General features: G+C 54.0%; 11 protein-coding genes. 9 read left to right on the top strand and 2 right to left on the bottom strand.

Annotation, left to right across the window (positions count from 1 at the left end; translation table 11 throughout):
• Nucleotides 1-21: 21 nt before the first annotated feature.
• Together yfbR and M8013_RS16480 are read right to left on the bottom strand one after the other, a co-directional pair.
• Nucleotides 22-621 carry a 5'-deoxynucleotidase gene (gene yfbR, locus M8013_RS16485; protein ID WP_271268872.1) on the bottom strand — a complete coding sequence of 200 codons (600 nt, stop codon included), beginning with the start codon at nt 619-621 and terminating at the stop codon, nt 22-24.
• Nucleotides 622-714: 93 nt separating this feature from the next.
• Nucleotides 715-1,929 carry a pyridoxal phosphate-dependent aminotransferase gene (locus M8013_RS16480; RefSeq protein ID WP_271268871.1) on the bottom strand — a complete coding sequence of 405 codons (1,215 nt, stop codon included), beginning with the start codon at nt 1,927-1,929 and terminating at the stop codon, nt 715-717.
• Between the two features lie 943 nt (nt 1,930-2,872).
• Here M8013_RS16480 and lrhA point away from each other — a divergent pair.
• The 9 genes from lrhA (at nt 2,873) to nuoI (ending at nt 13,617) form a co-directional block, all read left to right on the top strand.
• The gene (lrhA, locus tag M8013_RS16475) at nt 2,873-3,811 is read left to right on the top strand and encodes a transcriptional regulator LrhA (RefSeq protein ID WP_271268870.1); all 939 of its coding nucleotides are present in this window, start codon (nt 2,873-2,875) and stop codon (nt 3,809-3,811) included.
• A gap of 633 nt (nt 3,812-4,444) precedes the next feature.
• Nucleotides 4,445-4,885, top strand: a complete 441-nt coding sequence (gene nuoA / locus M8013_RS16470) for an NADH-quinone oxidoreductase subunit NuoA (RefSeq protein ID WP_271268869.1) — start codon at nt 4,445-4,447, stop codon at nt 4,883-4,885.
• A 15-nt stretch (nt 4,886-4,900) separates the two neighbouring features.
• On the top strand, nt 4,901-5,575 hold the full coding sequence (gene nuoB, locus M8013_RS16465; RefSeq protein WP_032612787.1) for an NADH-quinone oxidoreductase subunit NuoB: 675 nt from the start codon (nt 4,901-4,903) through the stop codon (nt 5,573-5,575).
• A gap of 88 nt (nt 5,576-5,663) precedes the next feature.
• Entirely contained in the window at nt 5,664-7,466 is a 1,803-nt protein-coding gene (nuoC, locus tag M8013_RS16460) for an NADH-quinone oxidoreductase subunit C/D (protein WP_271268868.1), read from the top strand.
• Between the two features lie 2 nt (nt 7,467-7,468).
• Nucleotides 7,469-7,969, top strand: coding sequence for an NADH-quinone oxidoreductase subunit NuoE (nuoE, locus tag M8013_RS16455; RefSeq protein ID WP_271268867.1), 501 nt, complete (start codon nt 7,469-7,471; stop codon nt 7,967-7,969).
• Entirely contained in the window at nt 7,966-9,303 is a 1,338-nt protein-coding gene (gene nuoF, locus M8013_RS16450; RefSeq protein ID WP_271268866.1) for an NADH-quinone oxidoreductase subunit NuoF, read from the top strand. Before nuoE ends, nuoF begins: the two co-directional genes overlap by 4 nt.
• A 57-nt stretch (nt 9,304-9,360) precedes the next feature.
• Nucleotides 9,361-12,087 carry an NADH-quinone oxidoreductase subunit NuoG gene (gene nuoG / locus M8013_RS16445; protein ID WP_271268865.1) on the top strand — a complete coding sequence of 909 codons (2,727 nt, stop codon included), beginning with the start codon at nt 9,361-9,363 and terminating at the stop codon, nt 12,085-12,087.
• The gene (gene nuoH, locus M8013_RS16440) at nt 12,084-13,061 is read left to right on the top strand and encodes an NADH-quinone oxidoreductase subunit NuoH (RefSeq protein WP_271268864.1); all 978 of its coding nucleotides are present in this window, start codon (nt 12,084-12,086) and stop codon (nt 13,059-13,061) included. The genes nuoG and nuoH overlap by 4 nt, the downstream gene beginning before the upstream one ends.
• Before the next feature lie 13 nt (nt 13,062-13,074).
• Nucleotides 13,075-13,617: an NADH-quinone oxidoreductase subunit NuoI gene (gene nuoI / locus M8013_RS16435; protein ID WP_038256279.1), complete on the top strand. Its 543-nt coding sequence runs from the start codon at nt 13,075-13,077 to the stop codon at nt 13,615-13,617.
• Nucleotides 13,618-13,624: the final 7 nt, after the last annotated feature.

The raw sequence follows: 13,624 nt of genomic DNA, 5'->3' as shown, positions 1-13,624 counted from the left end.
TAGCGCCGCCGGGCGCTGCTGTCAGAGCGGTGAATCCTGGCTTATCTCATCCAGCGACAGCTGGAAGCTGGGAACAAAAACCTGCATGAAGTAGTCCATCTCCTCGCTGCGGCGGGCCTCGAGCGTTTTTTCCAGCCGGGTTTTGGCCAGTAAAAATTCGTGGTTACCGGCGGAGAGCTCTTCCAGACATTTCAGATAAGCGCACAGGGCGTCGGCCTGCTTAACAATCGAACGCTCCTCTTCGCTGTAGCTGTGCTCATCAATCAATGGCTCAAAAATATCGCGCAGCTCTTCCGGCACCATCTGTACCAGTTTTTGCTGGGCAATTTTCTCAATGGCTTTGTACTCCTGTGCAATTTGCGCATTGAAGTATTTGACCGGCGTTGGCAGATCGCCCGTCAGCACCTCAGAGGCATCATGGTACATCGCCAACAGGGCAATACGCTCGGCGTTGGCCTGGCCGTTGAACTTGCGATTTTTGATCGCTGCCAGCGCGTGAGCCACCATCGCAACCTGCAAGCTGTGTTCAGAAACGTTCTCGGTGCGCACGTTGCGCATCAGCGGCCAGCGGTTGATGAGTTTCAGGCGGGAAAGATGGGCGAAAAAATGACTCTGACTCATAAGTTACCTTTTGTCTTGCACGGCGAGGTTTGATTGTGAGGGGAGGGGAAGCGATATGCAAATCGGGCTGCCAGAGGCAGCCCGATTATCGTGTTACTGGTGGTATCCACCAAGGAAGCGACCAAATCGGCTGATGGCCATTTCCAGCTCATCTTCGCGCGGCAACGTCACGATGCGGACATGGTCCGGCCATGGCCAGTTAAACGCGGTGCCCTGTACCAGCAGCACTTTTTCCTGCAACAGGAAGTCGAGCACCAGCTTCTGGTCATCAAAAATGTTGAAGCGTTTAATGTCGATTTTCGGGAACATGTACAGTGCGCCGTTCGGCTTCACGCAGGAGACACCCGGAATATCGTTAATCAGTTCCCATGCGCGATTACGCTGCTCATACAAACGCCCGCCAGGCACAATAAATTCACTGATGCTTTGATAGCCGCCCAGCGCGGTCTGGATGGCGTGCTGCGCCGGGACGTTCGCGCACAGGCGCATAGAGGAAAGCATTTCCAGCCCTTCAATATAGCCTTTCGCGTGTTTTTTCGGCCCGTTCAGTACCATCCAGCCCTGGCGGAAGCCTGCGACACGGTAGGTTTTGGACAGACCGTTAAACGTGATCGTCAACAGATCCGGTGCCAGGGCAGCGATAGAGTGATGCTGCGCGGCGTCATACAGGATCTTGTCGTAAATTTCGTCGGCAAAGATGATCAGATTATGCTGACGGGCCAGCTCGACGATCTCCAGCAGCAGCTCTTTTGAATAGACTGCGCCGGTAGGGTTGTTAGGGTTAATGATCACAATACCGCGAGTACGCGGAGTGATTTTGGCGCGGATATCATCCAGATCGGGGAACCAGCCTGCCGATTCATCGCACAGATAATGCACTGCCTTACCGCTGGAGAGCGATACCGCGGCGGTCCACAGTGGATAATCTGGAGCAGGCACCAGCATCTCGTCGCCGCTGTTCAGCAGGGCTTGCATCGACTGGACGATCAGCTCGGACACGCCGTTGCCGATAAAGATATCTTCAACCGTCACATCGCGCATGCCGCGCGCCTGATAGTGCTGCATGATGGCTTTACGCGCAGTATAGAGACCTTTCGAGTCGCTATAGCCTTGCGCCGTCGGCAGGTTGCGGATCACATCAACCAGAATTTCATCCGGTGCATCAAAACCAAATGGCGCCGGGTTGCCGATATTAAGTTTAAGAACTTTATTGCCTTCTTCTTCGAGACGTTTTGCCTCTTTAAGAACCGGACCACGAATGTCGTAACAAACGTTATCTAACTTGCTGGATTTTTCGATGGGTGACATGAACCTTTAACCTTTTCGCTGTTATTGCTACTTCCTGCCGTGGAAGTCAGCACGAAACAATGTACTCCTGCATTGCCCGGTTTTGAAGCGTAAACAGGAGAAGATTTTGCACATGATGTAAAACTACCGGTAATATTTTTGTCTATATTTTTGATTGAGATGAATTCCCCATGCCGGGCAGTGGCGTTTTTGTGGTTTAATATTTTGATTAATGCGGTTTGTTGTGGATTTTCCACTGCGGAAATGCGTCGCGCCGGGTGATTTACGGCGGCGGTGCTAAAGTTTCTGGTAGCAATCTTTCGTAAAAGCTGAGGCAAGCGTGACGCGTAAACTAAAAACGCGTTTTATATAAACGTTACGCGTATGAAAATAATGTTAAGCATTATTAATCAATAAGTCCTGATTAAAATATTATTTATTTCTTAATAAATATGAATTCGCAACATTCGTTAATATAAATTAAATTAGTTTAGTCAGTTATCAATCATGTTAAATCAGATAAGATGCGATAAGGCTTATAAACATAAGGGATTTGAGTTAAGATGACCTACAAGGACAGGCAAGGAAAGAAGCTGTTGCAGGTCTTGTTGCCGTTCCCTTTATTAGTTTATTGTTATTGCTAGAATTATCTCTGCCTTGCTAAGTTAAGCAATACCATTGCTGCGTAGCCTTTACTGCGATAAAGTTGGCGCTGGAAATGCTGTTCCTTTTATGGCATTTACATTATCCGGCAAACATCTATATATCTCGAGTGTTGTTGAGAATAAAAATATCGTCAGATAAGTTGTTTCTGACCGCTGATATACCCAGCACAATTACTTTATGCAGGCACACTGCCAGACCGGGACGTCAGAGGGTTTTGTTCAGAAGGAACTGTTTTACTTTTACGCACACAGCTTAACCTCGGGGCAGCTCCGCGCGAGTAACCTGTAAGTGAAAAGACATGAATAATGCAAATCGTCCGATACTGAATCTCGACCTCGATCTGCTGAGAACCTTTGTTGCGGTCGCCGATCTGAACACCTTTGCTGCTGCTGCGGTAGCAGTTTGCCGCACCCAATCTGCGGTCAGTCAACAAATGCAACGGCTGGAGCAACTGGTCGGTAAAGAGCTTTTTGCCCGTCATGGGCGCAATAAGCTGTTAACCGAGCACGGTATTCAGCTACTGGGTTATGCCCGAAAAATTCTTCGTTTCAATGACGAAGCATGTACGTCATTAATGTTTAGTAATCTCCAGGGAGTCTTAACGTTAGGCGCTTCGGATGAGTCGGCCGATACCATTCTGCCGTTCCTGCTCAATCGCATCAGTTCGGTTTATCCGAAACTTGCGCTGGATGTCAGGGTTAAGCGCAACGCATTCATGGTTGATATGCTTCAGGAGCAGGAAGTCGATCTGGTGGTAACCACGCACCGTGCCGGGCAGTTTGATTGCCTGACGCTGCGCACCTCGCCGACGCACTGGTATTGTGCTGCCGAGTTTGTATTACAGCGCGGTGAGCCCGTACCGCTGGTTCTGCTGGACGATCCCAGCCCGTTCCGCGATATCGTGTTATCAACGTTGACTGCCGCCAATATCCCCTGGCGACTCGCCTACGTGGCCTCCACGTTGCCTGCCGTGCGCGCTGCCGTGAAGGCGGGGCTTGGGGTGACAGCCCGCCCGGTAGAGATGATGAGTCCCGATTTACGGGTATTAGGTAAGTCGGACGGATTGCCGCAGCTGCCGGATACGGAGTACATGCTCTGCCATAATCCCTCCAGCAACAACGAACTGGCGCAGACTATTTTTACGGCGATGGATAACTACCATAATCCGTGGCAGTACAACAATGTTACCCCGGAAGGGGGGGATGACTCCCTCGTGATTGAGCGCGATTTCGAGTAAACGAATCGCTCATATTCCGGTAACAAATTGCTTCAGCAAAAAAGAACCACGGAGGCCCTTTTCCGGCTCAGTGGTTCTTTTTTTCTCTCCTGGGTTCGATAGTTTTGCTTAAGTCACTATTAATGATTATATTTATCAATAGGATAGCCATTCTATTTTCCTTTCTTTCCTCGTCCGCCTGTCCCTGTTCAATGTCAATGGGCATGTTAAAAAAGCAGCAAAGATGTTGCCGTTTTTTTGATTGAATTAACAAAAGCGTGTCACAGATCAAGAAAATACTCCTCTTTGGGGGGAGGAATCAGCGGCAAATCCTGTCAAACTAAGCGGGTAATCTTGGCATTACTACATTACGGACACGATTCAACACCCTAACGCAGGAACGTGCCTCATGCCTCGCGAGGTGAAAAGGGCATTAAATGTTAATGAAGATCGGACGATGTAATCTAATGTGAAGAAACTTTTGTTAAAGTTGACAAAAGGTTATAGAAAGGAGTAAAAAACCTCATCATTTTGCTGTCTATGCCTCATTTTCGACAGTTAGTGTACGGTTATTTGTTCCTCCCCATGAATCGATGTGATGCCCATCTGCCAGTAAGAGCAGGGTTTACAGGTATCACTTTTGATGAGTAAGCAATGAGTATGTCAACATCCACAGAAGTCATCGCTCATCACTGGGCATTCGCAATCTTTCTTATCGTTGCCATTGGTCTGTGCTGCCTGATGCTTGTCGGCGGCTGGTTCCTGGGCGGTCGCGCCCGCGCAAGGCACAAAAACACGCCATTCGAATCGGGTATCGATTCGGTGGGTACGGCGCGTCTCCGCCTGTCTGCCAAGTTCTATCTGGTGGCCATGTTCTTCGTCATCTTCGACGTGGAAGCGCTTTACCTGTTCGCATGGTCTGTCTCTATCCGCGAAAGTGGTTGGGTAGGCTTTGTCGAGGCCGCAATTTTCATTTTAGTGTTACTGGCCGGTCTGGTTTATCTGGTGCGTATCGGCGCGCTGGACTGGACACCTGTACGCTCACGCCGTGAACGTGCCAACCCGGAAAACAGTATCTCTAATCGTCAGCAGTAACAGCGAGGCAATAAGATGGATTATACGCTCACCCGCATAGATCCTAACGGTGAGAATGACCGTTACCCCCTGCAAAAGCAGGAGATCGTAACCGACCCCCTGGAGCAAGAAGTCAACAAAAGCGTGTACATGGGCAAGCTCGAGAATGCCATGCACGATATGGTCAACTGGGGACGTAAGAACTCAATCTGGCCGTATAACTTCGGTCTTTCTTGCTGCTATGTTGAAATGGTGACGTCATTCACTGCGGTGCATGACGTTGCGCGTTTTGGTGCAGAAGTACTGCGCGCCTCTCCGCGTCAGGCTGACCTGATGGTAGTGGCAGGCACTTGCTTCACCAAAATGGCGCCAGTCATTCAGCGTCTTTATGACCAGATGCTTGAGCCTAAATGGGTTATCTCCATGGGCGCTTGCGCGAACTCTGGCGGCATGTACGACATCTATTCCGTCGTGCAGGGCGTAGACAAGTTCATCCCGGTGGACGTTTACATCCCGGGCTGCCCACCGCGTCCTGAGGCCTACATGCAGGCCCTGATGCTGCTGCAGGAGTCGATTGGCAAAGAACGCCGTCCGCTCTCCTGGGTTGTGGGTGACCAGGGCGTGTACCGCGCTAATATGCAGTCTGAGCGCGAGCGTAAACGCGGCGAACGTATTGCCGTCACCAACCTGCGTACACCAGACGAAATTTAATTTGCGCCTGTGGGCTGGAGATAACCTTCGCATATCACTATTCAAATAGCGCGAAGCCACGCCCAACAGTCACCACCGACCATTTGCAATGGTGAACACTATGACCGACTTAACCGCGCAAGAAGCTTACTTGCAAACCCGGGATCATCTCGATGACCCGGTTATTGGCGAGCTGCGCAACCGTTTTGGGCCGGATGCCTTTACTGTTCAGGCCACCCGCACCGGGGTACCCGTTGTTTGGGTGAAGCGTGAGCAATTACTGGAATTGGTTGATTTCTTAAAGAAACTGCCTAAGCCTTACGTCATGCTGTTCGATCTGCACGGCATGGACGAGCGTCTTCGCACGCACCGTCGCGGTTTACCTGCGGCGGATTTTTCCGTTTTCTACCACCTGATCTCAATAGACCGCAATACGGATATCATGCTCAAGGTGGCATTGTCTGAAAACGACATGCATCTGCCGACCATCACCAAACTGTTCCCGAACGCTAACTGGTATGAGCGTGAAACCTGGGAAATGTTTGGCATGACCTTCGATGGCCACCCGCACCTGACGCGTATCATGATGCCGCCAACGTGGACCGGCCACCCGCTGCGTAAAGACTACCCGGCGCGCGCCACCGAATTCGATCCGTTTGAGCTGACCAAAGCCAAGCAGGATCTGGAGATGGAAGCGCTGACCTTCAAACCGGAAGACTGGGGCATGAAGCGCGGCACCGAAAACGAGGACTTCATGTTCCTCAACCTCGGTCCGAACCACCCGTCTGCGCACGGTGCATTCCGTATTATTCTTCAGCTCGACGGCGAAGAGATTGTCGACTGTGTGCCAGACGTGGGCTATCACCACCGTGGCGCAGAGAAGATGGGCGAACGTCAGTCCTGGCACAGCTACATTCCGTACACCGACCGTATCGAATATCTCGGCGGCTGCGTGAACGAAATGCCTTACGTGCTGGCGGTTGAAAAACTGGCAGGCATTAAGGTGCCGGAACGCGTTGACGTGATCCGCGTGATGCTGTCTGAACTGTTCCGTATCAACAGCCACCTGCTGTACATCTCCACGTTCATTCAGGACGTCGGCGCGATGACCCCGGTCTTCTTCGCCTTTACCGACCGTCAGAAAATTTATGACCTGGTAGAAGCGATTACTGGCTTCCGTATGCACCCGGCCTGGTTCCGTATCGGTGGTGTTGCACACGACCTGCCGCGCGGCTGGGATCGTCTGCTGCGTGAATTCCTCGACTGGATGCCAAAACGTCTGGCGTCTTACGAAAAAGCCGCCCTGCGTAACTCGATCCTGATTGGCCGTTCGAAAGGCGTTGCAGCTTATGGCGCGAAAGAGGCGCTGGAGTGGGGCACCACCGGTGCTGGCCTGCGTGCGACCGGTATTGATTTCGACGTGCGTAAAGCCCGTCCTTACTCTGGCTACGAAAACTTCGACTTTGAAGTGCCGGTTGGCGGCGGCGTGTCCGACTGCTACACCCGCGTGATGCTGAAAGTCGAAGAGCTGCGTCAGAGTCTGCGCATCCTTGAGCAGTGCCTCAATAACATGCCGGAAGGCCCGTTCAAGGCGGATCACCCGCTGACGACGCCGCCACCGAAAGAGCGCACGCTGCAACATATCGAAACCTTGATCACGCACTTCCTGCAGGTTTCCTGGGGTCCGGTAATGCCGGCCAACGAATCCTTCCAGATGATTGAAGCGACCAAGGGGATCAACAGTTATTACCTGACCAGCGACGGCAGCACCATGAGCTACCGCACGCGCATCCGTACGCCGAGCTTTGCGCACCTGCAGCAAATCCCGTCCGCCATTCGCGGCAGTCTGGTCTCTGACCTGATTGTGTATCTGGGTAGTATCGATTTTGTTATGTCAGATGTGGACCGCTAATTATGCACGAGAATCAACAACCACAAACCGAGGCTTTTGAGCTGAGTGCCGCAGAACGTGCAGCGATTGAGCACGAGATGCATCACTACGAAGACCCGCGTGCGGCGTCCATTGAAGCGCTGAAAATCGTTCAGAAACAGCGTGGTTGGGTGCCAGATGGAGCAATCTACGCCATCGCAGACGTACTGGGTATCCCGGCAAGTGACGTCGAAGGCGTGGCAACGTTCTACAGCCAGATCTTCCGCCAGCCGGTGGGCCGTCACGTGATCCGCTATTGCGACAGCGTGGTGTGTCATATCACGGGTTATCAGGGGATCCAGGCCGCTATCGAGAAAAAACTCGATATCAAGCCGGGACAGACCACTTTCGATGGTCGTTTCACCCTGCTGCCAACCTGCTGCCTGGGCAACTGCGACAAAGGGCCGGCGATGATGATCGATGAGGATACTCACGTTCATGTGACGCCGGAAGCGATTCCTGACCTGCTGGAGCAGTACAAATGAAAACCGTAATTCGTACTGCTGAAACTCATCCGCTGACCTGGCGTCTGCGCGATGACAAACAGCCGGTATGGCTTGACGAATATCAGAGCAAAAACGGCTATTCCGGCGCACGTAAAGCGCTGGGCGGCATGGCGCCTGATGAGATCGTCAACGCTGTTAAAGACGCTGGCCTGAAAGGGCGCGGCGGCGCGGGCTTTTCCACCGGTCTGAAGTGGAGTCTGATGCCAAAAGACGAATCCATGAACATCCGTTACCTGCTGTGTAACGCCGATGAAATGGAGCCGGGCACCTACAAAGACCGCCTGCTGATGGAGCAGCTGCCGCACCTGCTGGTGGAAGGCATGCTGATCTCCGCCTTCGCGCTGAAAGCCTACCGCGGTTACATCTTCCTGCGCGGCGAGTACATCGAAGCGGCAGAGAACCTGCGTCGCGCGATTGCCGAAGCGACCGAAGCGGGCCTGCTGGGTAAAAACATTCTGGGCACCGGTTTTGACTTCGAACTGTTCGTGCACACCGGCGCAGGGCGTTACATCTGCGGTGAAGAGACCGCGCTGATCAACTCCCTTGAAGGCCGCCGTGCGAACCCGCGTTCCAAGCCTCCGTTCCCGGCGAGCTCCGGCGTATGGGGTAAACCGACCTGCGTTAACAACGTCGAAACCCTGTGCAACGTGCCGGCTATCCTTGATAACGGCGTGGAATGGTACCAGGGCATCTCGACCAGCAAAGATGCGGGCACCAAGCTGATGGGCTTCTCGGGCCGTGTGAAAAACCCAGGTCTCTGGGAACTGCCTTTCGGCACCACCGCACGCGAAATTCTTGAAGACTACGCCGGCGGTATGCGCGATGGCCTGAAATTCAAAGCCTGGCAGCCGGGTGGGGCAGGGACAGACTTCCTGACCGAAGCCCACCTTGATCTGCCGATGGAATTCGAAAGCATTGGTAAAGCAGGTAGCCGTCTGGGTACGGCGCTGGCGATGGCTGTCGACCACGAGATCGGCATGGTATCGCTGGTGCGTAACCTGGAAGAGTTCTTTGCCCGTGAATCATGCGGCTGGTGTACGCCATGCCGCGACGGTCTGCCGTGGAGCGTGAAGATCCTGCGCGCTATTGAGCGGGGCGAAGGCCAACCGGGCGATATCGAGACACTTGAGCAACTGTGTCGATTCTTAGGTCCGGGTAAAACCTTCTGTGCCCATGCGCCAGGTGCCGTTGAGCCACTGCAAAGCGCGATTAAATATTTCCGCGACGAATTCGAAGCAGGCATCAAGCAGCCGTTCAGCAATACCCATTTGATTAATGGTATTCAGCCGAACCTGCTTAAAGCGCGCTGGTAACGACGAAGAATTTTGATTAACGCTCGAAGTTAATTCGAGCCAACTGGAAGCATGCTAATGGCTACGATTCATGTAGACGGCAAAGAATACGAGGTCAACGGCGCGGACAACCTGCTAGAAGCTTGTCTGTCTCTCGGCCTTGATATTCCGTATTTTTGCTGGCATCCGGCGCTGGGGAGCGTCGGTGCTTGCCGCCAGTGTGCGGTGAAGCAATATCAAAACGCGGAAGACACGCGTGGTCGCCTGGTGATGTCCTGTATGACACCAGCCACCGAAGGTACCTTTATTTCTATCGACGACGCGGAAGCCAAACAGTTCCGTGAAAGCGTGGTGGAGTGGTTGATGACCAACCACCCGCACGATTGTCCGGTTTGTGAAGAGGGCGGTAACTGCCATCTTCAGGATATGACCGTGATGACCGGGCACAGCTTCCGTCGCTATCGCTTTACCAAACGTACCCACCGCAATCAGGATCTGGGGCCGTTCATCTCGCATGAAATGAACCGCTGCATCGCCTGCTACCGCTGCGTACGTTACTACAAAGATTACGCTGATGGCGAAGATCTGGGCGTGTATGGCGCACATGACAACGTCTACTTCGGTCGTCCGGAAGACGGCGTGCTGGAAAGCGAGTTCTCCGGCAACCTGGTCGAAATCTGCCCGACCGGCGTCTTCACCGATAAAACGCACTCCGAGCGTTATAACCGTAAGTGGGACATGCAGTTTGCGCCAAGCATCTGTCAGCAGTGCTCCCTCGGTTGTAACACCAGCCCGGGTGAACGCTATGGCGAACTGCGTCGTATCGAAAACCGTTACAACGGTACCGTAAACCACTACTTCCTCTGCGACCGTGGTCGTTTCGGCTATGGCTACGTGAACCTGAAAGACCGTCCGCGTCAGCCGGTTCAGCGCCGTGGTGATGACCTGATTACCCTCAACGCTGAACAGGCGATGCAGGGGGCTGCGGATATTCTGCGCCAGTCGAAGAAAGTGATCGGTATCGGCTCCCCGCGCGCCAGCGTCGAAAGCAACTTCGCGCTCCGTGAGCTGGTGGGTGCAGATAACTTCTACACCGGTATCGCCCAGGGCGAGCAGGAACGTCTGCAGCTGGTGCTGAAAGTGCTGCGTGAGGGCGGTATCCATACCCCTGCGCTGCGCGAAATCGAATCTTATGATGCGGTTCTGGTATTGGGTGAAGATTTAACCCAGACCGGTGCCCGCGTTGCGCTGGCGGTTCGTCAGGCGGTGAAAGGGAAAGCGCGCGAAATGGCAGCGGCCCAGAAAGTGGCTGACTGGCAGATTGCGGCAATCATGAATATCGGTCAGCGTGCCAAACACCCGCTGTTTGTCACCAACATCGATAACACCCGTCTGGATGATATCGCGGCGTGGACCTACTGCGCACCGGTTGAAGATCAGGCGCGCCTCGGTTTTGCGATTGCCCACGCGCTGGACAACAGCGCCCCGGCGGTTGAAGGCCTGGATCGCGACCTGCAAAACAAGATCGATGTGATCGTCCAGGCGCTGGCCGGTGCGAAAAAACCGTTGATTGTTACCGGTACTAACGCCGGTAGCGTAGAAGTGGTGCAAGCGGCGGCCAACGTGGCGAAAGCCCTGAAAGGTCGTGGCGCAGATGTCGGCGTGACCATGATTGCTCGCGCGGTTAACAGCATGGGTCTGGGTATGATTGGCGGCGGCTCTCTGGAAGCGGCGCTGAGCGAACTGGAATCCGGTGCGGCTGATGCCGTTATCGTGCTGGAAAACGACCTGCACCGTCATGCTTCTGCTGCTCGCGTAGATGCTGCCCTGTCCAAAGCGCCGCTGGTGATGGTGATTGACCATCAGCGCACGGCGATCATGGATAAAGCGCATCTGGTTCTTTCTGCGGCCAGCTTCGCAGAAAGCGACGGGACGGTGATCAACAACGAAGGCCGCGCACAGCGTTTCTTCCAGGTTTACGATCCGTCTTACTACGATGCCAATACCGTGATGCTGGAAAGCTGGCGCTGGTTGCACTCACTGCACAGCACCGTCCAGAGTCGTGAAGTGGACTGGACTCAGCTCGATGACGTGATCGATGCCGCCGTTGCCGCTCTGCCGCAGCTGGCAGGAATTAAAGATGCGGCACCGGATGCTTCCTTCCGCATTCGTGGTCAGAAACTGGCCCGTGAACCGCACCGCTACAGTGGCCGTACTGCGATGCGCGCCAACATCAGCGTGCATGAACCGCGTCAGCCGCAGGACAAAGACACCATGTTCGCCTTCTCAATGGAAGGGAACAACCAACCGTCTGCGCCGCGTTCACAGATCCCGTTTGCCTGGGCACCAGGCTGGAACTCCCCGCAGGCATGGAACAAGTTCCAGGCTGAAGTGGGCGGCTCTCTGCGTCACGGCGATCCGGGCGTACGCCTGATTGAAGCCAGCGCAAATGGTCTGGATTACTTCACCACCGTTCCGGCGAGCTTTGAAGCGCAGGACGGCAACTGGCGTATCGCGCCTTACTACCATCTGTTTGGTAGTGACGAGATGTCCCAGCGTTCTCCGGTGTTCCAGACGCGCATGCCGCAGCCTTACATCAAGCTCAACCCGGTCGATGCCGCGAAGCTTGGCGTGAATGTGGGCAGCCAGATCTCCTTTAGCTACGAAGGCCAGACGATCAGCCTGCCGCTGATTATCACCGACGGTCTGAGTGCAGGGCAGGTGGGTCTTCCGATGGGATTACCGGGCATTGCACCGGTACTGGCGGGCGCGCGTCTCGATAATCTGCAGGAGGCACAAGCATGAGTTGGTTAACGCCGGATCTTATCGACATTCTGCTGAGCATCCTGAAGGCGATCGTCATTCTGCTGGTGGTGGTCACCTGTGGCGCGTTCATGAGCTTTGGTGAACGTCGTCTGCTCGGTCTGTTCCAGAACCGTTATGGACCGAACCGCGTGGGCTGGGGTGGTTCACTCCAGCTGGTCGCGGATATGATCAAGATGTTCTTTAAAGAAGACTGGGTGCCGAAATTCTCGGACCGCGTCATCTTTACGCTTGCACCGATGATCGCCTTCACCTCGCTGCTGCTGGCCTTTGCTATTGTCCCGGTCAGCCCGTCATGGGTTGTGGCGGATCTGAACATCGGGATCCTGTTCTTCCTGATGATGGCAGGCCTCGCGGTTTATGCGGTTCTGTTCGCAGGCTGGTCCAGTAACAACAAATACTCTCTTCTGGGCGCGATGCGTGCGTCTGCCCAGACGCTGAGCTACGAAGTGTTCCTGGGTCTCTCCCTGATGGGTGTGGTCGCGCAGGCCGGTTCATTTAATATGACCGACATCGTTAACAACCAGGCCGATATCTGGAACGTGATCCCGCAGTTCTTTGGTTTTATTACCTTCGCCATCGCGGGCGTGGCGGTGTGTCACCGTCACCCGTTTGACCAACCCGAAGCCGAGCAGGAACTGGCCGACGGTTATCACGTTGAATATTCCGGCATGAAGTTCGGTCTGTTCTTCGTGGGCGAGTACATCGGTATCGTCACCATTTCCGCGTTGATGGTAACGCTGTTCTTTGGTGGCTGGCATGGCCCGTTATTACCGCCATTCATCTGGTTCGCGCTGAAAACCGCGTTCTTTATGATGATGTTCATTTTGATTCGTGCGTCCTTACCGCGTCCGCGTTATGACCAGGTAATGTCCTTCGGCTGGAAAGTGTGCCTGCCGCTGACGCTCGTCAACTTGTTGGTAACGGCGGCTGTCATTCTCTGGCAGCAGCCATAAGGGGCTTTAGACCATGACCTTAAAAGAATTATTGGTAGGCTTCGGCACCCAGGTACGCAGTATCTGGATGATCGGCCTGCACGCGTTTGCGAAACGCGAAACCCAGATGTATCCGGAAGAGCCGGTATATCTGCCGCCGCGCTACCGTGGCCGTATCGTGCTGACGCGCGATCCGGATGGTTCGGAGCGCTGCGTTGCCTGTAACCTGTGTGCGGTAGCGTGTCCGGTAGGCTGTATCTCTCTGCAAAAAGCCGAGACCAAAGACGGCCGCTGGTACCCGGAGTTCTTCCGCATCAACTTCTCACGCTGCATCTTCTGCGGTCTGTGTGAAGAAGCGTGCCCGACCACGGCGATTCAGTTGACCCCGGACTTTGAGCTGGGTGAATACAAGCGTCAGGACCTGGTGTACGAGAAAGAGGATCTGCTGATTTCCGGTCCGGGCAAATACCCGGAATATAACTTCTACCGGATGGCGGGTATGGCAATCGACGGCAAAGATAAGGGCGAAGCAGAGAACGAAGCTAAGCCTATCGACGTCAAGAGCCTGTTACCGTAAGGAGAGG

It is taken from the genome of Silvania confinis (genome assembly GCF_025564085.1).
GTDB lineage: Bacteria > Pseudomonadota > Gammaproteobacteria > Enterobacterales > Enterobacteriaceae > Enterobacter > Enterobacter confinis.
Note: the sequence above shows the minus strand (reverse complement) of the source record. Positions and strands in the feature narration are given on the sequence as shown.

What these genes read in the sequence shown, in the direction of transcription:
- yfbR (WP_271268872.1), bottom strand. Translation starts at nt 621, where the DNA reads ATGAGTCAGAGTCATTTTTTCGCCCATCTTTCCCGCCTGAAACTCATC.
- M8013_RS16480 (WP_271268871.1), bottom strand. Translation starts at nt 1,929, where the DNA reads ATGTCACCCATCGAAAAATCCAGCAAGTTAGATAACGTTTGTTACGAC.
- lrhA (WP_271268870.1), top strand. Translation starts at nt 2,873, where the DNA reads ATGAATAATGCAAATCGTCCGATACTGAATCTCGACCTCGATCTGCTG.
- nuoA (WP_271268869.1), top strand. Translation starts at nt 4,445, where the DNA reads ATGAGTATGTCAACATCCACAGAAGTCATCGCTCATCACTGGGCATTC.
- nuoB (WP_032612787.1), top strand. Translation starts at nt 4,901, where the DNA reads ATGGATTATACGCTCACCCGCATAGATCCTAACGGTGAGAATGACCGT.
- nuoC (WP_271268868.1), top strand. Translation starts at nt 5,664, where the DNA reads ATGGTGAACACTATGACCGACTTAACCGCGCAAGAAGCTTACTTGCAA.
- nuoE (WP_271268867.1), top strand. Translation starts at nt 7,469, where the DNA reads ATGCACGAGAATCAACAACCACAAACCGAGGCTTTTGAGCTGAGTGCC.
- nuoF (WP_271268866.1), top strand. Translation starts at nt 7,966, where the DNA reads ATGAAAACCGTAATTCGTACTGCTGAAACTCATCCGCTGACCTGGCGT.
- nuoG (WP_271268865.1), top strand. Translation starts at nt 9,361, where the DNA reads ATGGCTACGATTCATGTAGACGGCAAAGAATACGAGGTCAACGGCGCG.
- nuoH (WP_271268864.1), top strand. Translation starts at nt 12,084, where the DNA reads ATGAGTTGGTTAACGCCGGATCTTATCGACATTCTGCTGAGCATCCTG.
- nuoI (WP_038256279.1), top strand. Translation starts at nt 13,075, where the DNA reads ATGACCTTAAAAGAATTATTGGTAGGCTTCGGCACCCAGGTACGCAGT.